The sequence below is a fragment of the Enterobacter sp. GER_MD16_1505_Eko_090 genome (genome assembly GCF_003331015.1).
In the GTDB taxonomy this organism is placed as follows: domain Bacteria; phylum Pseudomonadota; class Gammaproteobacteria; order Enterobacterales; family Enterobacteriaceae; genus Enterobacter; species Enterobacter roggenkampii.
The window spans coordinates 99,047-121,954 of record NZ_PUQF01000008.1; the positions used below are offsets into that span (position 1 = coordinate 99,047).

Below are 22,908 nucleotides of genomic sequence, written 5' to 3' on the forward strand. Positions count from 1 at the left end.
CCGCGCCCGTTATGCTCAGGACAACTGCATAACGGAATGAAAACTCATGGAAACTTCTGCCCTTCCTCGTCGCCTCGCCCTCACCGCCGGGTGTAATCAACTCATCAACTGGGGGATCTCGTTTTATATGCCCGGCACCTTTGCGCGGGCCATTTCAGCCGACCGGGGATGGTCGTCACCGCAGATTTACCTCGGCCTGACGCTGGCGATGCTGGTGATGGCGGCGGTATCTCCTTTTGTCGCCCGCCTGCTGGCACGCTTTGGCGGTCAAAAAGTGGTGATGGTCGGAACGCTGCTGATCGCCGCAAGCTGCGCAGAAATGGCGTATACCCGGACGCTTTATGGCTGGTACGGCGCCTGGATTGTCGCCGGCACTGGGATGCGCCTGTCGCTGTACGATGCGCTGTTCGCCGCGCTGGTCAACCTCTACGGGCAGCAGGCGCGAAGAACGATCTCACACGTCACGCTGGCGGGCGGGCTGGCCTCCGCCGTCTTCTGGCCGCTGGGCGATGGCCTGCTTCACATCATGAGCTGGCAGGACGCGTTACGCATTTATGCCCTGCTTGGCCTGCTGAGCGCAGTGCTGATCCGCACGCTTCCCCGGCAGCGGCTGACGGAAAACACGAAGGCCATCGCGCCGCCCCTGCGCAACGAGCGGCGTAACGCCTGGCTTTATGCGGCCTTCATCGCCCTTATCACCTTTGTCTCTAACGGCACCTCCACCCATCTGCCGGAGTTTATTGCCCACTTTAGCCTGCCGGTCGCCATCGGCATGCTGTGGGGGATCGGCCAGACGGGCGCACGCTCGCTGGAGGTGCTGGCAGGTGGCCGCTTAACCCCCTTCAAGCTTACGCTTTTTACCGCTCTTGCCATGCCGCTGTGTTTTCTTGTGGGAATAAGCAGCGCCCTGTTTGTCTGGTGCGCGGCCGGGTTTGTGCTGGGCTACGGCGCCATCAACGGACTGGTCACCATAGTAAAAGCCACGCTGCCACTGGAGCTGTTTAGCGCGGAAAGCTATGCCCGCCGCACGGGCATGCTGCTTATCCCGGGCCAGCTGATGGCCGCAGCCGCACCGTTTGCCTATGCGTGGCTGAACAAAACGCTGGGGATCGCGGGTGCAATGGGAATGTCGACGGGGTTAACGCTGGTGATTGCCGGGCTGGCGATAGCGATCGTGCGCCGTCCCGGGAGGCAAACTGTATCGCACTGTATCCCGCGCGACGCGCTGACAAACGGGTACAAAACGCCCCCTCCGGCAAATATCTCCGATACATAAAAATGGTTTTCTTTCCCTGTCGTCATTCAGAACCGATGAGGAGAGAACCATGATTCGTCGTTACGCAATTTTACCCCTGCTCGTTCTGGCCTCTGTAACACATGCCCAGGCCACGCCGCTGGACAACCTGAGCGCCGCGGACGTTAACGGCCCCGCCGCCGTTGCCCCGCTGGCGCAGCCGCAACCGCCGGCAAAACTGATCGTCGATCCGCCGCTTTCCGGGCCGCTGAGTAAAGGCGCGGTGTTTATCCAGTACCGTGCCGAAAACCTGCGCATCGAGCCGGTATTCGGACCTGAAGCGCTCAAGGTCACCCCGCGCATCGGGCACATTCACGTGGTGGTGGACGGCGCGCCGTGGCACTGGGCTGACGCCAGCGGAGAGCCGGTAATTCTGGTGGGACTCCCCGCCGGTAAACACAAGGTGACGATTATTCTGGCCGACCCGACGCACAAGCCGCTCGACCACAAAACCATCGAATTCACCGTACCGCCTCATGCGGCGGTCCACCATTTTTAAGGAGTCTGAAGATGAAAGCACTGACTGTACTGACGGCAGGCCTGCTGGCGCTTTCCGCCAGCGCCTTTGCGCAGAGCAAAACCAGCGTCGTGCTGGTGCACGGCGCGTTTGCCGACGGCAGCAGCTGGAATAAGGTGATTACCCTGTTGCAGAAACAGCACGCAGAGGTCATTGCCGTCCAGCTGCCGCTCACGTCGCTTAACGATGACGTTGCGGCCACAAAGCGGGCCATCGCCCGCGCCCAGGGGGATGTCGTGCTGGTGGGTCACTCCTGGGGCGGCACCGTGATTAGCGAAGCGGGCAACGATGCGCGGGTGAAATCGCTGGTGTATGTGGCGGCGTTCGCGCCGGATGGCGGCCAGTCGACGGCGGACCTCGCGGGAAGCTACCCGCCGCCGGGCAGCGCGGTCATCGCCAAAACGGCGGACGGCTATTTATATCTGCCAACGGACGCCGTCAGGAAGGATTTCGCGCCGGACGTGAAGCCCGAGGAACAAACTGCAATCGCGGCCACGCAGGGGCCAATTAAGGACGATGCGTTTGGTGAAAAGGTGACCCACGCGGCGTGGCATGATAAGCCGAGCTGGTTTGTGGTCAGCAAAAATGACCGAATGATCAACCCCGATCTTGAACGTGCGATGGCGAAGACGATCCATGCGAAAACCACCGAGGTCTCCGCGAGCCACGTGTCGATGGTGAGCCAGCCGGAGGCTATCGCCCGGACGATTGAGCAGGCGATTGAAGCAAAATAGTATTTTGTAAATTGTAGGCCGGGTAAGCGCAGCGCCACCCGGCAAAAAACAGCCTCAGTGCCCGCCATCCGCGGGATAATCCCGATTAATCCACGCGTGGTCCTCTTCCCAGGTGAACATCCATTTGCGCACCGGCCCGGCCATCACGTTGAGGTAGTAGCTGTCATACCCGGCCATCGTCGCCACCGGGTGGTATCCCTTCGGCACCATGACCACGTCACGGTTATAGACCGCCATACACTCATCCAGCGCTCTGTCGTCGGTGTAAACCCGCTGCATGCAGAACCCCTGCTCCGGGTTGAGGCGATGGTAGTAGGTCTCCTCCAGGTAAGTCTCCCGGGGCGGGTTATCCGTGTCGTGCTTGTGGCTCGGGTACGAGCTGGTGCAGCCCTCGTTAGTCCAGACTTCCACTACCAGCAGGCTGTCCGCGGGCTTATCTTCCGGCAGAATGTTGTGCACGTAGCGCTGGTTATGGCCCTTGCCGCGCGCTTCAGCGTCGATATCCTGCGGCGCAATCAGCCGCGTCGGATACGTGCCCTTGCCGGGGGCGGCGCAGACCGCCAGCTCGAGCCTCGTTAGCGCCTTCACCTGCACCGTCTCCTGCGGGGTAACGTACACCGCCCACGGCTTGATGCGCTCGAACGGGCTCATCCGCTCGCCGATGTCGTTAAACTGCGCGGAAGGCGTGCTGATGGAGGCGCGCCCGGCGACCAGCACCAGGCAACGCTCTTCGCTGACGGCGGGCAGCGTCAGCTGCTGCCCCTCCTGCAGCTCATACGCCTCAAAGCCGACGTATCCCCACCCTGCGCGTTCCGGCGTGACGGACTGGGTCCGCCCCTCCGCGTTCGGCTGTTGCCAGCGTGATAACAGACGTGACATGTCACCTCCTCAAATCAGTCCGGCGTCGCGCGCCAGGCGGCTCAGGTTGTTATACCCCAGACGGGCGTAGGTCAGCGGATGGGCAACCGCCGGGTCCTGCTCCGCCTCCACCACCAGCCAGCCGTGATAGTCCTGCGCCTTCAGCAGCCGCATGATCGGCGGGTAATCGACGCAGCCGTCGCCCGGCACGGTAAACACGCCGCTCAGTACCGCATCAAGGAAGCTGGTTTTACGGTTTTTGACATCCGCCAGTACGTCGGCACGCACGTCTTTGCAGTGAACGTGGTTGATACGCGACGCCCAGCGCTGCGCCACCGCCAGCGGATCGGCCCCGGCAAAAGTCAGGTGACCGGTGTCCAGCAGCAGTCCAACCTCTTCGCCGGTGTGGGTCATCAGGTTGTCCACGTCGTCAGCGGACTCAATCACCGTCCCCATATGGTGGTGATAGGCAATCTGCACCCCCTGCTGCTGGGTGTAGCGGGCAAATTCCGTGAGCTTCTCGCCATACTCCTTCCAGCGTGCCTGCGGGAAACGCGGGCGCAGATGCACCGGCGTCTGCTGCTCGCCGTGAATGCAGCCGCTCACTTCCGCAAACACCAGCACCTTTGCCCCCAGCTCGCGCAGCAGCGTCAGGTGGGACTGCACGGCGGCGATCTCCTCCTCCACGCTGCGCTCCAGCAGTCGGCCGGAGTACCAGCCGGAGACCAGCTGCAGGTCATGGCGCTGCAGGATGGGGCCAAGCAGCCGCGCTTCGCGCGGGAATTTATTGCCCAGTTCAAACCCTGCGAAACCGGCCTCTTTCCCTTCGCTCAGACAGGTCTCCAGCGGCGTCTCTGCGCCGAGAGAAGGCAGATCGTCGTTCGTCCACGTCAGCGGGTTAATGCCCAGTTGTACACTCATTGTCGTCTCCATTATGCGTGTCCGCGCTCGCGCCACCAGGCGATAAGCTGCAGGTAGTTGTCCCGGATGCGCGCCACCAGCTGCGCATCGTCAATATCGTGCTTCAGCCACGCGCGGGAGGCATCGCCGAACAGCGTGCGCCCTACGGCGAAGCCTTTTACTACCGTCTGCCCTGCTGCGGCCCTGAAGTCGGCGCGCAGCTGTTCTGCCGGGGCATCCAGGCCGAGGATCACCACCCCGCGGCAGTGCGGGTCCCGGCGTTCGATAATCTCGCTCAGTGCCGTCCAGCCCTCCGCTGAGAGCGGCGGCAGCTTCCACCAGTCGGGGTAAATGCCGAGGTTGTAGAAGCGGGAGATGGCGCGCAGGTAGAGCTCGTCGCTGCGCGGCATGGTCGCAGGCAGGATCACCTCCAGCAGCAGCTCGTGCCCGGACTGGCAGCAGGCGTGGTACACCTCGGCGATTTTCTGCTCCTGCTCCAGGCGCAGGCCGTGGGCATCTTCCGGATGGAAAAAGACCAGGCACTTCACCACGTGCTCCTGCGGCCAGCTGATGAGCTGGGTGCCGATGTTGCCGTGCTCCATCTCCAGCGGACGCGAGCCAGGCAGCTCAATGGGGCGACCAATCCACCACCCCTCGCCGGTGATGGCGTTGAGCGCGTCCTGTCCAAAGGTGCCGTCGCACAGCAGGCCCGCTTTGCCTGCCAGCCCGGCGCGGCTCGCCGCCTCGCGGCTGGCCTGCAGGATCAGCTGCTTGAGCGCCGGAATACGTTTGAGCGACGCCCCGCACTGCAGCGCCATATCCTCAAGCTGGCTGCGGTGGTCGAAGGCCATCACGCACAGCTCCGGCCATTCGCGGCGGCGGGTAGTGACCCGGTGCAGATGGTTCAGACGCGGGTCGAGATCCGGGCGCGGCACATCCGCAGCGCGGGAGAGATAGTCATCCAGCTCGATTTTGCTCGGCATCGCCGGGGCGCAGCCGTGGCGCGAGACCACCAGCGCGCCGCAGGCGTTGGCATAGCGGCACGCCTGCTCCCAGCCCTCGTCGTTCAGGTAGCCGCGCAGCAGGCCGGACATAAACGCGTCCCCCGCCCCGAGGACGTTCAGCACCTCCACGCGCACGCCGGTCACCGTCAGGCCGTCGTCCAGCCGGGGCGGAATGGCGTCGGTATAGACCGAGCAGCCGAGCGCACCGCGCTTGCAGACCAGCGTGGCCTGGCTCACCGCACGCACCTGCCCCAGCGCCTGCAGGGTCTCCGTGCTGCCGCCCGCGATATGGAACTCCTCCTCGGTGCCGACAATGACGTCGAAGAGGTGCAGCACCTCCTGCAGCTCGCGAGTAACCTTATCCGCGGCGATAAAGCGCGTTTCACCGTCGCCTAAGGAGGTCAGCCCCCACAGCACCGGACGGTAGTCGATGTCCAGCACCGTGCGCACGCCGTGACGGCGGGCATAGCCCAGCGCCGTCAGCACCGCCTCGCGGGTCTGAGGATGAGAAAGGTGAGTCCCGGTGATGGCAAGACACCGTGCGGAGGCAATGTAGCTTTCGTCCACATCGCTGGCCGTAATGCCCATATCCGCGCAGTTATCGCGATAAAAAATCAGAGGAAAGGTGTCCCGGTCTTTAATGCCGAGTAGCACCAGCGCCGTGAGGCGGTCTTTATCGGTAATCAGATGGCTGGTATCGCAGCCCACCTGGCTGAGCTCTTCGCGCAGGAAGCGGCCCATATGCTCGTCGCCCACGCGCGCCAGCATCGACGAGCGCAGGCCCTGGCGCGCGGTGCCGTACGCCACGTTGCCGGACGAGCCGCCGAGGTATTTGGCGAAGCTCGACACATCCTCCAGACGGGCACCAATCTGCTGACTGTAGAGGTCTACCGCCACGCGGCCCATGCATATCACATCAAACTGCTTTTCCACGTTGATACCTCATCAGACAATGTCGTTCACGTTCAGCCAGCGGCCTTCCCGGTGCGAGAGCGCGATCGCGTCCAGCACGCGCGACACCTTCCAGCCCTCTTCGAAGTCCGGCCACATCGGCGCGTCGGCGGCAATCCCGTCCACCAGGTCGCGCACCTCCACCGTTTTTTGATCGTTAAAGCCAATCCCATGGCCTGCGCCCATGCAGAACGCGGCGTAGTCCGGGTGTGCCGGGCCGACGAGCAGGGTGCGAAACCCCTGACGGTTTACCGGATCGTCATGCAGATAGAGCTTCAGCTCCGCCATGCGCTCCTGGGTAAAGCTGATGGCGCCTTTCGTCCCGGTGATGACGTACGACAGCCCCATCTTGCGGCCGCAGGCGACGCGGGAGGTTTCAATCACGCCCTGCGCCCCGCCCGCGAAGCGCACCATCGCGTGGGCCTGATCCTCGTTTTCGACGGCAATCATGTCTGACGATCCGGCCTTGGCCGGACGTGCCGGGACCACAATCTTTAGGTCACCGCAGACCTGCTCGATATCCCCCACCAGGTACTGGGCCATGTTGACGATATGCGCCGCGAGGTCGCCCAGCGCCCCCAGCCCGGCGGTCTCTTTGAAGCAGTGCCAGTGAATGGGCGACAGCGGGTCGGCCATATAGTCTTCGTTGTGGGTGCCGTAGAAGTGGATCACCTCGCCAATCTCGCCGCGGGCAATAATCTCCTTCGCCAGCTGCGCCGTCGGGTTCTTCATGTAGTTGAACCCCACCAGCGTTTTCACCCCGGCCCGCTTCGCGGCGTCGACCATCTCGCGCGCGTCATGGGCGTTCAGCGCCAGCGGCTTCTCCGAGTAGACGTGCTTGCCGTGGCGGATCGCCTCCAGCGCCATCTCTTTATGCAGGTGATTGGGTGAGCAAATATCCACCACGTCAATCGCCGGGTCGGCCACCAGCGCCCGCCAGTCGCCGGTGGAGCGGTTAAAGCCAAACGCCTGCGCGCGCGCTGCCGCCAGCTCCGGCGTGACTTCCGCCACCATCTCGCGCACCAGCCTGCCGCGCAGGTTGAACACCGTCGGGGCCTGGGCATAGGCGATAGCGTGCGCCTTGCCGATATACCCGGTGCCAATCAATCCAATACGAACCTCTTTCATCGTGATCCTCACAGTGCGCCGCGACGGCTCTTGGCGTAGGTATCAAACGCCACCGCCAGAACGATAATTAATCCGGTGATAATCTGCTGGTAGTAGGCCGAGACGTTCATCAGCACCAGGCCGTTAATCAGAATACCCATGATGATGGAACCGATAATGGTGCCGCCGATGCGCCCGTAGCCGCCCATCAGCGAGGTGCCGCCAATCACCACCGAGGCGATGACGCGCAGCTCAAAGGAGATCCCGGCCACCGCCTCGGCGCTCCCCAGACGCGCGCTCAGAATGAAGCCCGCCAGCCCCGCCAGGCAGCCAATCAGCACGTAGACGCTGACCAGCACGTGCTTGACGTTCACCCCCGCCAGGCGCGCCGCCTCCGGGTTGCCGCCGATGGCGTAAACGAAGCGGCCCCAGCGGGTTTTATGCAGCGCCAGATAGCCGCCGAGGGCGACGATGGCGAAGATCCAGATCGGAATGGAGATGCCGAGCAGCTCCCCGCGCCCCCACCAGCGGTAGCCCTGATCGAAACCGGCGATCGGCGCGCCGTCGTTGATCACCAGCGTCAGGCCGCGCCAGATGGTCATCCCGCCGAGGGTGACGATGAACGGCGGCAGGCGCAGGCGGGTCACGCCCAGACCGTGCAGGAAGCCAATCGCCGTCCCCATCGCCAGACAAATCCCCAGCCCAATCAGCCAGCTCATGCCGCCCCAGGCGTTCGGGTCGACGGTGGTGAAGTTGTCGCCCTTAATCACGTACGCCGCGGTCATAGCGCACACCGCCAGAATGGAGCCCACGGAGAGGTCAATCCCGGCGGTCAGGATGACGAAGGTCATCCCCACGGCCATGATCCCGTAGATGGAGACTTCGGTCAGGATGTTGAAAATATTGCGTTCAGAGAAAAAGTTGCTGTTCTGCGACTGGAAGAAGATCAGCAGCAGGATCATGAAAATCAGCACCCCGAAGCGCTCGAAGAAGGCGATGGGATCGATGCGTCCGGCGCGTTTGACCGGGGCCTGCGTTTTAGAAATCATCTGCGTCATGAGAAACTCCGTTATGCCGCGTTCAGGGCGTTGTGGTTGATGGCCATCATCGTCATCAGCCGTTCTTCGTTAGCGTCGTCACCGTGGATCTCGCCGGTCACTCGCCCTTCGCTCAGGGTGATGATCCGGTCTGACACCGCCATCACTTCAGGCAGATCGGAGGAGATCACGATCACCGCCACGCCCTTTTTTGCCATGTCAAACAGCACCTGGTGCACTTCCGATTTGGTCCCCACGTCGATGCCGCGCGTCGGCTCGTCGACGATCAGCACCCGCGGGTTGAGCGCCATGCAGCGCGCGAGGATCACCTTCTGCTGGTTACCACCGGAGAGCTTGCGCACCTCCTGCGCGCTGTTGACCATTTTGATCTGCAGCGCCTTGCGGTAGGACTCGATCAGATCGTCCTCTTTGCGGGTGTTCACGAACCAGCGCCACTGCAGCAGCGAGGAGAGGCACGAGAGCGACAGGTTGTCGCGAATCGACAGCCCCAGCACCGCCCCCTCTTTTTTGCGGTCTTCCGGCACCAGCGCCACGCCCTGGTCAAGGGCATACAGCGGGTCACGCGGCTGGTAGGGCACGCCGTCCAGCTCAAAGCTGCCCGAGGTAAACGCGTCCGCGCCAAAGAGGCAGCGGGCCACCTCGGTGCGCCCGGCGCCCACCAGTCCGGCAATGCCTAAGACCTCCCCGGCGTGGACGTGGAAGCTGATGTCGTGCAGGGCGATGCCGTGCGGATCCAGCGGCGGCTTTTCGCGGCTCAGCCCCTTCACGGCCAGGCGGACGGGTTTATCCTCATGGTGGGTTTCGCTGGCGGGACGGCGGTTAAACGCCACGTCGCGCCCGACCATCAGGCGGATCAGCTGCTCTACGTTCGTTTCAGCCACCGCGCCGGTGCCGGTGAAACGGCCGTCCTGGAAAACGGTGAAGCGGTCGCAGAGCTGGAAAACCTCGTGCAGGCGGTGGGTGACATAGATAATGCTCACGCCACGGTTTTTAAGCTCGCGCACCACGCGGTGCAGGCTTTCCACCTCACTGTCGCTCAGCGCGGCGGAAGGTTCGTCCATAATGATTAGCCTGGCGTTGAGGGTCAGCGCCCGGGCGATCTCCACCATCTGCTGCTGGGCCACGCTCAGACGGGCGACCGGCGTGGTCGGCGCAACGTTCAGCTGCAGATAGTCGAGAATGACCTGCGCCTCCTGATTGACCGCCTTTTCGTCGACGATCAGGTTACGTTTACGCGGCTCGCGCCCGAGAAACATGTTTTCCGCGACGGTCATGTTGGGCAGCAGGTTGAATTCCTGATAGATGGTGATAATGCCCTTGTTCTGGCGCTCCACCGGGGAGTCGTCCACCGGCAGCGTTTCGCCGTTGAACCAGATCTCCCCGCGGGTTTGCGGCTGCGCCCCCGCGAGCGCCTTCAGCAGCGTGGATTTACCCGCCCCGTTCTCCCCCAGCAGGGCGTGGATCTCGCCCGCGCCGACGGTCAGCTGGGCGCTGCTTAGCGCCCAGACGCCGGAAAAGCTTTTTGCCAGGTCGGTCACTTTCAGTAAGGGTTGCGACATCGGTCTGCTCCTCCTTTAGAGTGAGCCGCCGCGCCAGCGACGGCTGCGGATAAATCAGTTACCGGCCTCACCGATACGCTCAGCCTGCTGCAGGTTCTCTTTGGTGATCAGCGTCGGCGGATAGTCGGCCCCGGTGATGGCCTTCTTCTCGCGCACGTTGGCCACCAGCTGGCTCATCGCCGTCTGCACCGCAAAGCCCGGACGCTGGTCCGCCGTTACCGCCAGCCAGCCGTCGCGCACGCGGGCCAGCGCTTCCGGTACCGCGTCAAAGCCGGTGACCAGAATTTCGCCCGGCTTCACGCCCTGGCTCTGCAGGGCTTCGATCGCCCCCAGCGCCATATCGTCGTTGGCGGAGAGGATCACCTGCGGGCGTTTCGGCAGCGAGGGCAGCACGCTTTCCACGATGCGCATCCCTTCAGAACGCATCCAGTTGCCTGTCTGATCGGCAACAATCTTGTACTTATCCCCGCCCGCCTTCAGGCTGTCGCGGATCCCTTTGGTGCGTTCGATGTTGGAGGAGGAGCCCGGCTGGCCGGTCAGCAGAATGATTTCCGCCCCGTCGGGGAATTTGGTTTTCACAAAATCGCCAATCGCCTGGCCGCCCTTGTAGTTGTTGGCGCCAAAGTGCGGCACTTTTTTCTGGCTGTCGACGGAGCGGTCAAGGGTGACCACCGGCAGCTTCGCATCCTGAATTTCATCCACCGCGCTGGAGACCGCGTTCACGTCGTTCGGGGAGACGATAAAGCCCTGCGCCCCGCGGGTGATGGCGTTTTCCAGGTCAGCCACCTGCTTCGGTGAACTGCCCTGCCCGTCCAGCACCTGAAGCTTCACGCCCATCTCTTTTGCGGCTTTTACCGCCGTGCGCTGCATGTGAACTTCAAACGGCATGGCCAGGTTTGGCGTACTGAACACAATTTGCTCGTTTTCGGCGAGGGCGGCCCCGGACGTCATGGCGATGAGGGCGGCTACGATCAGTTTTTTCATTATTATGTCTCTCTGTGTAGGGTGGTTGTGTTTAGAGGACGATCTCGCGCTGGCTGCGCAGTGACTCCAGCGCTTTATCCGCGAGGTACAGCGCACGTTCACCATCATCGCCGCTGCAGTCAGGCACCGCTTCGCCGCGCAGGACCGCAACAAAGTGTTCCCATTCCGCGGCGTAAGCGGATTTGTAGCGCTGCAGGAAGAAGTGTTCCGGCAGCGCGCTGGTGCAGCCCTGTTTGCCGTAGTGCTGCACCTGGTTTTCCAGAATGTTGCCCGCGCACAGCAGCCCTTCGGAGCCGTGCAGTTCCAGGCGCTGGTCGTAGCCGTAAGAGGAGCGGCGGCTGTTGACGATGGTCGCCATCGCGCCGGAAGCGTATTTCAGGACGATAAACGCGGTATCGATGTCGCCTGCCTCGCCAATCGCCGGATCCACCAGGTTGCTGCCCTGGGCATACACCGACACCGGCTCTTCGCCCATGATGAAGCGCGCCATGTCAAAGTCATGAATGGTCATATCGCGGAACATGCCGCCGGAGACGCGCACGTACTCCGCGGGCGGCGGAGACGGATCGCGGGAGATGATGAGCAGCGATTCCGGCTTGCCGATGCGCCCGGCCTGCGCGTCGGTTTTCACGCGGCGGAACTGCGGGTCAAAGCGGCGGTTAAAGCCGATGAACAGCGGCACGTCGTACTCTTTGACCACCTTCAGGCAGTCGCGCACGCGGGCGAGGTCGAGGTGTACCGGCTTTTCGCAGAAGATGGCCTTGCCGTGGCGGGCGGCCATTTCAATCAGATCCGCGTGGGTATCGGTCGCGGAGGCGATCAGCACGGCGTGAACGTTAGGGTCGGTCATCGCTTCATCCAGACTCTGCTGGCGGGCCTGATACTGCGTGGCGAGGCGGGTGGCAAATTCCTGATTCGGGTCAACCACGGACCAGAGCGTGGTCGCGCCGTGGCTGGCGATGTTAGCTGCATGTACCTGGCCAATTCGGCCAGCGCCCAGTAAAGCAATGTTAAACATAACGGCTCCCGGTGTTGGTGAATGCTGTGAACTAACGACCCTATAAATAAAACATTTATTTCATTTTTATAAATAGTGAAAATTATGTTTTTGAGTGCGGGTTAACACTTTTGAGATGAATGAGATAAATTTTGTTATCAATCTCACAACACAGGTGAACGTGCGGCAACTCCCCTCACCCCGGCCCTCTCCCTCAGGCAGAGGGAGTAAAAAACCACAACGAGCCGTCCCCTCTCCCTGAGGGAGAGGGTTAGGATGAGGGGAAAACAAAAATGAAATGAAAATTTCGTTACTTCGGGAAAACTCAATACTGACGGGCTTTTTTCACCTGCGACTGCGTTTGCTCCGCGGCCTCACGCACGGCAGACGACTCTGCCACCTGCGCATCACCGGTTCGCCACCAGGAGGCGTAGTCGTGGGTCATGGTCTTCGGCAGCACCTTGATGTCCAGCAGCGTCGGGCCAGGATGGGCGCGGGCCGCCTCCAGCGCCGCCAGCAGGCTTTGCTCATCGTTTACCCGCCACGCGCGGCAGCCGTAGCTTTCCGCATTTTGCGCAAAATCGACCTTCACCAGCGGCCCGTCAAGCCGTCCGGTTTCCGGGTTGCGATGGCGGTTTTCCGTGCCAAAGCTGCCCATGCCGTGCCCCATCTGCAGGTTGTTAATGCAGCCGAAGCTGGCGTTATCAAACAGCAGAACGGTGACCTTAATACCCTCCTGCACGGCGGTTTGCAGCTCGGAGTGCAGCATCATGTAGGAGCCATCTCCCACCATGGCGTACACCGGCAGCCCGGGTCTGGCGAGCTTCGCGCCGATGGCCGCCGCAATCTCGTACCCCATGCAGGAGTAGCCGTACTCCAGGTGATAGCTGTCCGGCGTTTTGACCTGCCAGAGGCGCTGTAAATCGCCCGGTAGCGAACCGGCCGCGCCCACCACGATGGCGTTATCTTCAATATGCTGGTTGATGAGCCCCAGCACCCGCGTCTGGGTCAGGCGGGTATTGAGCGCCTCGCCGTATTCCGCAAGCTGCGCGTCCAGGTGCCCCGCCACTTCGGGCGCGTCGTCAGGACGCCACTGGCGATCCCACAGGCGACGGCACTCGTCGCGCCAGGCGGATTTCGCCTCAGCGATCGCCTCTCCCCAGCCGCTGCGGTAATCACCAAGCGCGTGGGTCAATGCCTCGAGCCCGGTTTGAGCGTCGGCAATCAGCGCCGTGGCGTCCAGCTTCAGGGCGTCAAACTCGGCCACGTTCAGCAGCAGGAATTCCACGTCCGGATGGGAAAAGAGCGCCTTGGAGCCGGTGGTAAAGTCGGTCAGGCGCGTGCCGATGCCGATCACCAGGTCGGCCTGCGGCGCGAGCTGGTTGGCCGCCATCCCGCCCGTCACCCCTACGCCACCGAGGTTAAGTGGGTGGTCACTTACCAGCGCCCCCTTTCCGGCCTGGGTTTCGGCAAACGGCAGCTGCAGCGTCTCGACAAAGTCGCGAAACGCCTCATGCGCGCCGGAATAGCGCACGCCGCCGCCGCACACCACCAGCGGGCGACGCTTGCGGGCGATCAGCGCCCGCGCCTGCGCCAGACGCTGCGGATCGGGCGGACGACGCTCGATGTGGTGCACGCGACGCGCGAAGAAGCTCAGCGGGTAATCCCACGCTTCCCCCTGCACGTCCTGCGGGAGGCAAATCGTCACCGCACCGGTATCTGCCGGGTCAGTAAGCGTTCGCATCGCGCTGAGCATCGCGCTCATCAGCTGCTCGGGGCGGTTAATGCGATCCCAGTAGCGGGAGACCGGACGGAAACAGTCGTTGGTGCTGATGCTGAGGTCGTGATACTGCTCAATCTGCTGCAGCACCGGGTCCGGCTGGCGGCTGGCGTAGATATCGCCCGGGAGCAGCAGCAGCGGAATACGGTTCGCCGTGGCGGTTGCCGCGGCCGTGACCATATTGGCGGCGCCCGGCCCGACGGAGGAGGTGACGGCAAAGATGCGCTGACGACGGTGCTGTTTGGCAAATCCCGTCGCCATATGGGCAATGCCCTGCTCGTTGCAGCCCTGCATCACCTGCAGATGGCCCGGATCCTGCTCCAGCGCCTGGCCGATACCCAGCACGTTGCCGTGCCCAAAGATGGTGGCGACGCCCTCCACGAAGGGCGTTTCGTTGCCATCCACGCTTACGTACTGTTGATTCAGGAACCGGACCAGCGCCTGGGCCATGGTCATACGTTCGGTTTGCATAACGCCTCCTGTCAGCCCAGCGTCGGCATGGAGAACGCAGCGCCTGTCTCCTGCTGCATTTCCGGCCAGCGCGCGGTGATGGTTTTCATTCGGGTGTAGAAGCGCACGCCGTCGTTGCCGTGGACGTTGAGCGCGCCGAAGATGGAACGCTTCCAGCCGCCGAAGCTGTGGAACGCCATCGGCACCGGGATCGGCACGTTGACCCCCACCATGCCCGCCTGCACCTCTTCGCAGAAGCGACGCGCGCAGCCGCCGTCGCGGGTGAAGATCGCCGAGCCATTACCATATTCATGGCGGTTAATCAGGTCCACCGCGCTGGCGTAATCTGCTACGCGCACCACAGAAAGCACCGGACCAAAAATCTCTTCTTTATAGATGGTCATCTCCGGGGTGACGTTATCGAACAGCGTCGGCCCGACGAAGTAGCCCTGCTCGTGGCCCTTCACGCTGAAGCCGCGACCGTCCACGCGAAGCGTCGCCCCCTGTGCTTCTCCGCTGTCGATGTAGCCCAGCACCTTGCTGCGGTGCGCGGAGGAGATGAGCGGCCCCATTTCGTTTTCCGGCGTCTGGTCCAGCCCCGGCCCGACGCGCAGCGCGGCAATCTGTTTTTCCAGCCGGGCGCAGAGGTCATCGGCGGTGTTATCGCCCACCGCCAGTACCACCGAGAGCGCCATGCAGCGTTCCCCCGCCGCGCCGTAGGCCGCGCCCATGATGGCGTTGGTCGCCATCTCCATGTCGGCATCCGGCATTAAAATGCAGTGGTTTTTCGCACCGCCCAGCGCCTGGCAGCGCTTACCGTGGGCGGACGCGGTCTGGTAAATGTATTCGGCAATCGGCGTGGAGCCGACAAAGCTCACCGCCTGCACGCGCGGGTCGGTCAGGAGCACGTCAACGGACTCTTTATCGCCCTGCACCACGTTGAAGACGCCGTCCGGCAGGCCGGCCTCTTTCAGCAGCTGCGCCAGCGCGAGCGCCAGCGAAGGGTCTTTTTCCGACGGTTTCAGCACGAAGGTATTCCCGGTCGCCAGCGCAATCGGGAACATCCACATCGGCACCATCGCCGGGAAGTTAAACGGCGTGATCCCGGCGCAGACGCCGAGCGGCTGCATCAGCGAGTGGCTGTCAACGCCGGTCCCGACGTTCGCCGAGTGTTCGCCCTTTTGCAGATGCGGGATGCCGCAGGCAAACTCCACCACTTCCAGGCCGCGGGTCAGTTCACCCACCGCGTCGGAGAAGACCTTGCCGTGCTCTTCGCTGATAAGACGGGCCAGACGTTCCATATTCTCTTCCAGCAGCGCCTTGAAGCGGAACATGACGCGCGCGCGCTTAAGCGGAGCATGACGCGCCCACGCCGGAAACGCCTGCTGCGCGGCGGCAATCGCCTGCTCCGTTTCCTGTGCCGTACTCATCACCACCTGGCGGATCTGCTCGCCGCTGGCCGGGTTGAAGATCGCCTGAACGCGCTGGCCTGAACCGGTGACACATTCGCCGTGAATAAAATTCGCTACCGTCTCCATCCTTAACCTCTCGCTGTTGATACGTGACTTGACCTGAACACTGTGTACTGAACACTATATATGAAACAAATATTCCATTTTAAGTTGAAATAAAATAAATGATGATTATTGTGATCAAGGATGGATTTTTATGTTAACAGCCAGCACCACTGACGCCGCGTGCGCTATTAAGGGTTCTCGGGCGAGGAAATGACTGAATCTTCTGTTTCATTTTTGCTGCCAGATGGATGGCCGACATTTAAAAGACGCGGTTTTGCGTTTAGAATCATATGACTGTATTTGGGGGATAACATGACGACAGCAACCAGCCTGAACGAACTGCAGCAGCAAATCCGCGATCGCTACGATAGCCTGAGCAAGAGGCTGCAGCAGGTCTCCCGCTACGTGCTGGACAATACCAACAGCGTGGCGTTTGATACGGTTGCCGTTATTGCCGAGCGCGCCGACGTGCCGCCCTCGACGCTGATCCGCTTTGCCAACGCCTTTGACTTCACCGGCTTCAACGAAATGAAACAGCTGTTTCGCATGAACCTGGTGGAGGAGACCGCCAGCTACAGCGACCGCGCCCGACTGTTCCGCGAGATGGAGAGCGAGGCCGTGCCGGAAACGCCGCTCGATATCCTGCAGGAGTTTGCCCGTTCAAACGCGCAGGCGCTGCAGCAGCTGGCCGCCCGCGCCGAGCCGGAGATGCTGGAGCGCGCGGTACAGCTGCTGGCCGACGCCGACACCATCTACATCGCCGGACTGCGTCGATCCTTTAGCGTCGCCGCATACCTTACCTATGCCCTGAGCCATCTGGAGTGCCGCCCTATCCTGCTTGACGGCATGGGCGGGATGCTGCGCGAGCAGATCAGCCGCATTAAGGCGCGCGACATTGTGGTGTCGATCAGCTTCTCGCCGTACGCGGAAGAGACGGTGATGGTCAGCGAAACCGCCGCCAGCGTTGGCGCGCGGCAGATTGTGATTACGGACAGCCAGATCAGCCCGCTGGCGACGTTCAGCGATCTCTGCTTTGTGGTGAAAGAGGCGCAGGTGGACGCGTTTCGCTCTCAGTCGGCGACGCTGTGCCTGGTGCAGTCGCTGGTGGTGGCGCTGGCGTATCGCCGGGATAACAGCGAAAAATAGCTCACTTCCGGCCCGGTCCCCCGGGCCGCGGATTTAATCAGTGAATGCTCTCCTCCATCACGAAAAACAATAAAATAATTCCCCTCCGTAACAACATTTAATCAATTGATTTTCATAATCTAATTGCCATTTCATTTCCGATTCCTTTTGCTTTGCCAATCAATCTGTGAATACCCTCAAGGAATTAACACCACTGAAACAATAATATAACTTTCAGAGGTGACATCATGCTCAATAAAGAACGTCATTACGCAATACTGACCTACCTCAACCGATATGAGCGCGCGACGGTAAGCCATCTCGCTAAAATTTTTGGCGTCACCCGCGAAACTATTCGCAGTGACCTGAATATATTATCGAAAGAAGGGAGCGTTGAGCGTTGCCATGGTGGCGCCCTTATTAAGCGCCGTATTTTTCACACCCAGTCCGTCAATAACCTTGATAGCAATATCATTCATTTTTTTGAATCTGCTCAGTCAAAAAAAACAGCCAAATCTCGACATAAAGGGCGAAAGATGAAAGGCAAAGTCTGTATTTTAGGGTCGTTCAACGTCGATATTATTGCGAATGTGGATCGTTTTCCACAAAGCGGTGAATCGATATTTTCAGAAAATACCATTATCGGGCCGGGGGGAAAAGGCGCGAACCAGGCGCTGGCAGTGAGTAAATGTAATGTGAAAACGCACTTTGTCGGGAAAGTAGGAAACGACCAGTTTAGCCAGATGGCCTATGAGCATCTTACCTCGTCGGCAATTAACAGCTTTATGCTTTATCAGGACAAAGACAAGAAAACCGGTACGGCGCTTATTTATGTTTGTCAGGGCGATGGTGAAAATATGATTGCCATTAGCCCAGGAGCTAATCAATCGATTACCGCAGATGAGGTTGAAGCCATTATTCCAGAGTTAAAAAACTCGGATATCTTTTTAACCCAACTGGAAAATAATTTACCCGCCACGTTCCGGGCCATTGAACTTGCTCGTTTCTGCGATATTAAGGTGGTTTTAAACCCGGCCCCCTTCTCTTCTGAGGTGGCAAGCTGTCTGAAAAACGTTGATTTTCTTACGCCTAATGAAACAGAAGCATCTTTGCTATCGGGTATTGCCGTTACTGATATGGCCAGCGCGAAAGCGGCAGCAAAAGCGATAAAAGCCAAAGGCGTGGGCTGCGTCATTATCACGATGGGAGCCAAAGGCGCGCTTATTTATGACGGCGAGCAGTTTATTCATATTCCTGCGCTAAAAGCGTTATGCGTGGATACAACAGGGGCGGGAGATGCCTTTAACGGTGCATTTACGGCCAGTATGGCCAAAGGAGAGTCTCTCGTTCAGGCCGCAAAATTTGCCTGCGCCTTTGCCTCCCTGGCCGTCGAAAAAGAAGGAGCGTCAAATATGCCAGAGTACAAAGATGTGCTCACTCGTCTGACGCAATATGAAAACATCGCCATTCACATTGAGAAAAATTAACACCACGTTTTTTTCGCTTTTTTACGTCCGATGCAGGTTATACATTGCATTCGCTGCAACCATTAAAGTAATGGGAGTAAGTTCGATGAAGGCTTTAACTGAAACAAAACCCAGCGAGCGGATATCCCTTGCAAGCCACATATCACAGCAACGAACCGTTACTCGCGCCGCACGCTTTCGTCAAAAGATGCGCAGGTGGTGGCCATTTTATGTGATGGCGCTGCCGGGAGTGATTTACTTTTTTATCTGGCACTATTTACCCATCTGGGAAACGAAAATCGCTTTTGAGCAATACCGGATCATTCCTCCCAATATTTGGGTAGGCATGCAATATTTCACCACGCTGATGTCTTCTCCCGTTTTCTGGCAGGTAATACAGAATACGGTCATCATTGGCGCGATGAAACTGGTCTTTATTTTCCCGGTACCCATTATTCTCGCCCTGCTGCTCAATGAGGTGCGTTCATCCGGTTATCGTAAATTCGTCCAGTCGGTCATTTATTTACCGCACTATTTATCATGGGTTGTTATTGCCAGTATTGCTATCGCCACGCTGTCGCCCGTCGACGGCGCGATTAACGACGTCATTAAATCTATGGGATACGACCCGATTCCGTTTATGACGGATACTGGCACGATTCGCTGGGTGCTGGTTTTCACTGAAATGTGGCGCAGCGCCGGATGGGATTCTCTGCTCTATATCGCGGCAATTCTGGCCATTGACCCGCAGCTGTACGAAGCGGCGGAGATGGACGGCGCAGGCCGCTGGCGAAAAATCTGGCATATCACTCTGCCAGCCATTACGCCCACTATCGCAACGCTGTTCATCCTCAACGTCGGGCTGTTCCTGAGCCAGGGCTTTGATCAGGTGTTCAACATGAGCAACGACGTGGTGAACGGGCAGATAGATATCATCGACACCTATGTATACCGCATGGGCCTGCGCACCGGCGAATTCTCACTAGCAACGGCGGCAGGGTTATTCAAAGGCGTGATTGGCATGGTCCTTATCGTGCTGGCTCACAACGTCTCTAAACGCCTGACGGGTAAAGGAGTCTGGTAATGCGTTGGTCATCTCGAAGCACCCCATTTGAACGCATTGAATATGTTCTTATTCTCTCCGTTCTGCTGTTGCTGGTCATCGTTACGCTTCAGCCTATTCTGAATCTGGTAGCCGTCTCCTTCTCAAGCCCGGCGAAGGTCGCAGGCATGAGTGGCCTTGCCATTATCCCGGAGGGTTTCTCACTCGATGTCTGGAAGCTGCTGCTGAGCAATAAGGCCGTTCTTCGCGGGTTTGGAAACGCGATGCTCATCACCGTGGTGGGCACGATCGTCAACGTGATTTTCACCGTGCTGCTGGCCTGGGCGCTGGCGCAAAAACGCCTGCCGGGGCGCCGCCTGCTGTTTATGTTCGTGCTCTTCACGATTGTTTTTGAGCCGGGCATCATTCCCGATTTTTTGGTGATGAAGAAACTGGGCCTGCTGAACAGCTATTGGTCGGTCATTCTCTATCGCGCTGTTTTCGCATGGTACCTGATCATTCTGGTGCGTCTGTTCGAAGAGATCCCGGAAGAGCTGCTGGAAGCCGCCGAGCTGGATGGCGCGAATCCTTTCCAGACGCTATGGCACGTCATTCTGCCGGTTGCCAAATCCTCTATTGCCATGATCACGCTGTTTTATATGGTGCTGCACTGGAACGAATTTTTCCGCGCCATGGTGTATCTCAACGATCCGGACAAGTGGCCGCTGCAGGTTGTGCTGCGTCAGTTTGTCGTTGAGGGAGATAAGTTATCCATGGTCGGTGTGGAAAGTATGTCTAACTACACTGATGCCAGCCAGATCAGTATCAAGGCGCTCAAAGCCGGCATGATTACGCTGACGATAGCCCCTCTTATCGCCATCTACCCCATTATTTTGCGCTTCTTCACCAAAGGCACCATGTCCGGTGCGGTGAAGGGTTAACAAGGAGCGATGACGATGAACGTATTCAATATCCTTACCCGTGTCCTGCTGGGCAGTCTGCTACTGTGTCAGGTTGCACAGGCAGAGCCGGTGACGATCAGGGTGGTGGAGAAAGATCTGCTCACCACCAACCGGGAAGACGTGGAGCATATCCACCGCATAGAACAGGCGCTGGCGCGGCAGGGTCACGATATCAAAATTGAGATCGTGAATCTCTCCTCCTCCGGCTATTCCGACGTGCTGAACGTGATGCTGCTTTCCGGCACCATCCCGGATCTGATCTACTTCAACGGCAGCGATCAGAAAATGGTTGAGCAAGGCATTCTTGAGGACTGGCGTCCGTGGATCGCAAAGACCCATTATCTGAAAGAGGCGCTGTGGCCGCACAACAAGCTGCGGCTGCAAAACCATCCGACGCTGCTTTATGTCTATCCGCTGCGGGCGCGCCAACCGGTGATCCGCGAAGACTGGCTGCAAAAAAGTGGCTTCGGCGCGTCCCCCAAAACGCTGGAGGAGTACGTTACGCTGTTTAGCGCCATTCACAGCGGTGATTTCAACGGCGATGGCAAAGCGGATACGGCCGGGATCACCTCTGAAAAAGATCTCCGCGATCTGGATGGTTTTTTAAATCCGGCCTTTGGGCTCCGCGCTACGTGGCTTAAGGACGCGCAGGGTCAGTGGACACACGCGCAGATTAGTCCGCAGGAGCGCGACAAGCTGCAGTATTACCACTCACTGTATGAGAAAGGACTGCTCTCTTCGCAGTACATCACCACCAACTGGGAGCTGAAAGAAGATCAGTTTTACACCGGTAAAGTGGGCGTCGTTTCCGTCTCATCACCGGGGAACGTGGGGGTCTATCAGGAGAAAATGCGCCAGGTCCACCCGGATGCCACGCTGATGCTGCTCGATCCCCCCAAAGGTCCGGGAGGGCAAGGTCTCGCAGCGGTGGATGTGTCGATGGAGACCCGCGGTTTCGCAATGTCGACGCTGTCGAAGCATAAGAAAGAGGTCATGATTTTGCTTGATTTCCTGGCAAGTCCGGAAGGGCAAATGATGGAGCAGATGGGGTTTGAAGGCACTCACTACGTTCGTAAAGGCGATGCGGTTACCGTCACGCCAAAGATTAATGCCTGGTATCCGCGATTTATCTATGCCGCAAACTGGAAACCGCCAGTGGAGTGGCGCTCGCCCGCCATGCTGCGCTACATCGACAATTCACAACGCTATTTTGCGGCAGACAACGCGTTTATTTTCCCGTCAACCTTTGCGGCCGCGCTCGATTCCACCAGCAGCATTTATAACGAATGGGCCTACAAATTTGTCTCAGGCAAGGCCTCGTTCGATATGTGGGATCAATACGTCAATGCCTGGAAATCTGCCGGGGGTAACGCCATGACTCAATACGCACAGGAAAAATTAAAATGACAGATAACTTATCTTTCAGCTCCCGGGTTCTTGGCATGCTCTACGGCGTTGCATTTGGTGATGCGCTGGGTGGCCCGGTCGAGAAACTGTCCGCCCGTCAGATTCAGGAAAAATATGGCAAAGTCACCTCCATCAACCAGCGCTGGCACCGGATGGACGAGCCGTCCTCACGTCGCAATAACCGCATTCGCGGTAATGGGATCATTACCGATGACACGTTAATGACGCTGTGTCTGATGGAAGTGTACGACGAGCTGGGCCGCCATATTGATGCCTGGGACATGGCGGGACCGTTTGTCCGGAAAATCGCCTGGGAACCCCGCTGGGTGCCGGAGCTGGACAGAGAAGCGCTGGTCATTGAGCGCCTGTTTTACCCAGAAAAATGGATATTTCATCGTCTGCAACTTGCGGCCTGCGATCCTCGTCAGGGCGGGGTTGGTAATATGGTCAACTGCGGTGCCGCCATGTACGCCGCGCCCATCGGCGTAATTAACGCCTGTAACCCCACCGCCGCCTATCAGGAGGCTATCAACTTTACGCTGGGGCACCAGCAGAGCTATGGGCTGGAAGCAGCCGGCGTGTTCGCCGCCTGCGTCTCGGCGGCGTTCATCCCGGGGATCACCCTGGATGCCATCATTGATATTGCCCTGCAGCTGGCAAAAGACGGCACGCGTAAGGCTATCAACGCCACGCTGGATGTCGCCTGCTGCTACCGCGGGCAACCCTGGGATTACCTGCAGGTTGTCGATGCGCTCCACGAGGCGCTTCTGCCCTGGTCTCCAATGGGTGATGACCTGATGCACGGACCGGAAAAAGCCGGGGTGCCAACCATGGCGTACCAGCCTTCACGTCTGATGTCGATCGAAGAACTCCCCATGGCGCTGGCGTTCTGCCTGCTTCGGGAAGGTGACTTCCGTGGCGCGGTAGAAGATTCCATCAACTCGGGGCGCGACACAGATTCTATCGGGGTCATGAGCGGAGCCATTCTCGGTGCCCTCCACGGTAACACCATTATCGAGCCGGACGTGCTTGCCGGGATTGAACACGCCAACCGCCTCGATCTTCGCGACGCCGCGCGACGCTTTACTGAAACAGCGCAGCGCATTATTCAGCAGGATCTCTGTGCCGCAGAGGAATACCGCCAGCACGTCACCCCGTTTTTGCAACCGGAGCATCGCGCCGGTCGAGGAGAGTAA

The 22,908-nt window shown here is 59.7% G+C and carries 19 protein-coding genes; 9 read left to right on the forward strand and 10 right to left on the reverse strand.

Annotation, left to right across the window (positions count from 1 at the left end):
* The first annotated feature begins 46 nt into the window (after nt 1–46).
* The 3 genes from C6A40_RS11140 to C6A40_RS11150 are packed head-to-tail and all read left to right on the forward strand — an operon-like array spanning nt 47 to nt 2,545.
* Nucleotides 47–1,276 (forward strand): MFS transporter, encoded by a 1,230-nt coding sequence (locus tag C6A40_RS11140; protein WP_045335307.1) that lies wholly within the window; start codon nt 47–49, stop codon nt 1,274–1,276.
* Between the two features lie 49 nt (nt 1,277–1,325).
* Complete coding sequence (locus tag C6A40_RS11145) at nt 1,326–1,793, forward strand: DUF6130 family protein (RefSeq protein ID WP_023325851.1); 468 nt, start codon at nt 1,326–1,328, stop codon at nt 1,791–1,793.
* 11 nt (nt 1,794–1,804) lie between these two features.
* Nucleotides 1,805–2,545, forward strand: coding sequence for an alpha/beta fold hydrolase (locus C6A40_RS11150; RefSeq protein WP_045335310.1), 741 nt, complete (start codon nt 1,805–1,807; stop codon nt 2,543–2,545).
* Between the two features lie 54 nt (nt 2,546–2,599).
* On the opposite strand, the gene iolB is transcribed toward C6A40_RS11150, so the two are convergent.
* The 10 genes from iolB to C6A40_RS11200 form a co-directional block, all read right to left on the reverse strand.
* The gene (gene iolB, locus C6A40_RS11155) at nt 2,600–3,424 is read right to left on the reverse strand and encodes a 5-deoxy-glucuronate isomerase (RefSeq protein WP_044597829.1); all 825 of its coding nucleotides are present in this window, start codon (nt 3,422–3,424) and stop codon (nt 2,600–2,602) included.
* A gap of 9 nt (nt 3,425–3,433) precedes the next feature.
* Nucleotides 3,434–4,324 carry a myo-inosose-2 dehydratase gene (gene iolE, locus C6A40_RS11160; protein ID WP_021241820.1) on the reverse strand — a complete coding sequence of 297 codons (891 nt, stop codon included), beginning with the start codon at nt 4,322–4,324 and terminating at the stop codon, nt 3,434–3,436.
* 11 nt (nt 4,325–4,335) lie between these two features.
* A complete protein-coding gene (locus tag C6A40_RS11165) occupies nt 4,336–6,240 on the reverse strand; it encodes a bifunctional 5-dehydro-2-deoxygluconokinase/5-dehydro-2-deoxyphosphogluconate aldolase (RefSeq protein WP_045335312.1) in 1,905 nt (634 codons plus the stop codon).
* 12 nt (nt 6,241–6,252) lie between these two features.
* Nucleotides 6,253–7,386, reverse strand: a complete 1,134-nt coding sequence (locus C6A40_RS11170) for a Gfo/Idh/MocA family protein (RefSeq protein ID WP_045335314.1) — start codon at nt 7,384–7,386, stop codon at nt 6,253–6,255.
* Nucleotides 7,387–7,394: 8 nt separating this feature from the next.
* Complete coding sequence (locus tag C6A40_RS11175; protein WP_114191282.1) at nt 7,395–8,423, reverse strand: ABC transporter permease; 1,029 nt, start codon at nt 8,421–8,423, stop codon at nt 7,395–7,397.
* A gap of 11 nt (nt 8,424–8,434) precedes the next feature.
* Nucleotides 8,435–9,982 (reverse strand): sugar ABC transporter ATP-binding protein, encoded by a 1,548-nt coding sequence (locus C6A40_RS11180; protein ID WP_021241823.1) that lies wholly within the window; start codon nt 9,980–9,982, stop codon nt 8,435–8,437.
* A 54-nt stretch (nt 9,983–10,036) separates the two neighbouring features.
* Entirely contained in the window at nt 10,037–10,966 is a 930-nt protein-coding gene (locus C6A40_RS11185) for a sugar ABC transporter substrate-binding protein (RefSeq protein WP_008502118.1), read from the reverse strand.
* A gap of 31 nt (nt 10,967–10,997) precedes the next feature.
* Nucleotides 10,998–11,984 (reverse strand): inositol 2-dehydrogenase, encoded by a 987-nt coding sequence (gene iolG / locus C6A40_RS11190; protein ID WP_023294280.1) that lies wholly within the window; start codon nt 11,982–11,984, stop codon nt 10,998–11,000.
* Nucleotides 11,985–12,288: 304 nt separating this feature from the next.
* The gene (iolD, locus tag C6A40_RS11195) at nt 12,289–14,214 is read right to left on the reverse strand and encodes a 3D-(3,5/4)-trihydroxycyclohexane-1,2-dione acylhydrolase (decyclizing) (RefSeq protein ID WP_045335316.1); all 1,926 of its coding nucleotides are present in this window, start codon (nt 14,212–14,214) and stop codon (nt 12,289–12,291) included.
* Between the two features lie 11 nt (nt 14,215–14,225).
* Nucleotides 14,226–15,731: a CoA-acylating methylmalonate-semialdehyde dehydrogenase gene (locus tag C6A40_RS11200; protein ID WP_045335317.1), complete on the reverse strand. Its 1,506-nt coding sequence runs from the start codon at nt 15,729–15,731 to the stop codon at nt 14,226–14,228.
* A 291-nt stretch (nt 15,732–16,022) separates the two neighbouring features.
* Here C6A40_RS11200 and C6A40_RS11205 point away from each other — a divergent pair, with 291 nt between their 5' ends.
* From C6A40_RS11205 to C6A40_RS11230, 6 genes are all read left to right on the forward strand, one after another.
* On the forward strand, nt 16,023–16,856 hold the full coding sequence (locus tag C6A40_RS11205; protein WP_021241828.1) for a MurR/RpiR family transcriptional regulator: 834 nt from the start codon (nt 16,023–16,025) through the stop codon (nt 16,854–16,856).
* A gap of 227 nt (nt 16,857–17,083) precedes the next feature.
* Nucleotides 17,084–18,322, forward strand: a complete 1,239-nt coding sequence (locus C6A40_RS11210; RefSeq protein WP_025912804.1) for a PfkB family carbohydrate kinase — start codon at nt 17,084–17,086, stop codon at nt 18,320–18,322.
* A 229-nt stretch (nt 18,323–18,551) separates the two neighbouring features.
* On the forward strand, nt 18,552–19,385 hold the full coding sequence (locus C6A40_RS11215; protein ID WP_224162564.1) for an ABC transporter permease: 834 nt from the start codon (nt 18,552–18,554) through the stop codon (nt 19,383–19,385).
* The gene (locus C6A40_RS11220) at nt 19,385–20,284 is read left to right on the forward strand and encodes a carbohydrate ABC transporter permease (protein ID WP_021241831.1); all 900 of its coding nucleotides are present in this window, start codon (nt 19,385–19,387) and stop codon (nt 20,282–20,284) included. The genes C6A40_RS11215 and C6A40_RS11220 overlap by 1 nt, the downstream gene beginning before the upstream one ends.
* Before the next feature lie 15 nt (nt 20,285–20,299).
* A complete protein-coding gene (locus C6A40_RS11225) occupies nt 20,300–21,712 on the forward strand; it encodes an extracellular solute-binding protein (RefSeq protein WP_045335319.1) in 1,413 nt (470 codons plus the stop codon).
* The gene (locus C6A40_RS11230; protein WP_032667598.1) at nt 21,709–22,908 is read left to right on the forward strand and encodes an ADP-ribosylglycohydrolase family protein; all 1,200 of its coding nucleotides are present in this window, start codon (nt 21,709–21,711) and stop codon (nt 22,906–22,908) included. The genes C6A40_RS11225 and C6A40_RS11230 overlap by 4 nt, the downstream gene beginning before the upstream one ends.

Coding starts and splice junctions, on each gene's coding strand:
- C6A40_RS11140 (WP_045335307.1), top strand. CDS start 47: ATGGAAACTTCTGCCCTTCCTCGTCGCCTCGCCCTCACCGCCGGGTGT.
- C6A40_RS11145 (WP_023325851.1), top strand. CDS start 1,326: ATGATTCGTCGTTACGCAATTTTACCCCTGCTCGTTCTGGCCTCTGTA.
- C6A40_RS11150 (WP_045335310.1), top strand. CDS start 1,805: ATGAAAGCACTGACTGTACTGACGGCAGGCCTGCTGGCGCTTTCCGCC.
- iolB (WP_044597829.1), bottom strand. CDS start 3,424: ATGTCACGTCTGTTATCACGCTGGCAACAGCCGAACGCGGAGGGGCGG.
- iolE (WP_021241820.1), bottom strand. CDS start 4,324: ATGAGTGTACAACTGGGCATTAACCCGCTGACGTGGACGAACGACGAT.
- C6A40_RS11170 (WP_045335314.1), bottom strand. CDS start 7,386: ATGAAAGAGGTTCGTATTGGATTGATTGGCACCGGGTATATCGGCAAG.
- C6A40_RS11175 (WP_114191282.1), bottom strand. CDS start 8,423: ATGACGCAGATGATTTCTAAAACGCAGGCCCCGGTCAAACGCGCCGGA.
- C6A40_RS11180 (WP_021241823.1), bottom strand. CDS start 9,982: ATGTCGCAACCCTTACTGAAAGTGACCGACCTGGCAAAAAGCTTTTCC.
- C6A40_RS11185 (WP_008502118.1), bottom strand. CDS start 10,966: ATGAAAAAACTGATCGTAGCCGCCCTCATCGCCATGACGTCCGGGGCC.
- iolG (WP_023294280.1), bottom strand. CDS start 11,984: ATGTTTAACATTGCTTTACTGGGCGCTGGCCGAATTGGCCAGGTACAT.
- iolD (WP_045335316.1), bottom strand. CDS start 14,214: ATGCAAACCGAACGTATGACCATGGCCCAGGCGCTGGTCCGGTTCCTG.
- C6A40_RS11200 (WP_045335317.1), bottom strand. CDS start 15,731: ATGGAGACGGTAGCGAATTTTATTCACGGCGAATGTGTCACCGGTTCA.
- C6A40_RS11205 (WP_021241828.1), top strand. CDS start 16,023: ATGACGACAGCAACCAGCCTGAACGAACTGCAGCAGCAAATCCGCGAT.
- C6A40_RS11210 (WP_025912804.1), top strand. CDS start 17,084: ATGCTCAATAAAGAACGTCATTACGCAATACTGACCTACCTCAACCGA.
- C6A40_RS11220 (WP_021241831.1), top strand. CDS start 19,385: ATGCGTTGGTCATCTCGAAGCACCCCATTTGAACGCATTGAATATGTT.
- C6A40_RS11225 (WP_045335319.1), top strand. CDS start 20,300: ATGAACGTATTCAATATCCTTACCCGTGTCCTGCTGGGCAGTCTGCTA.
- C6A40_RS11230 (WP_032667598.1), top strand. CDS start 21,709: ATGACAGATAACTTATCTTTCAGCTCCCGGGTTCTTGGCATGCTCTAC.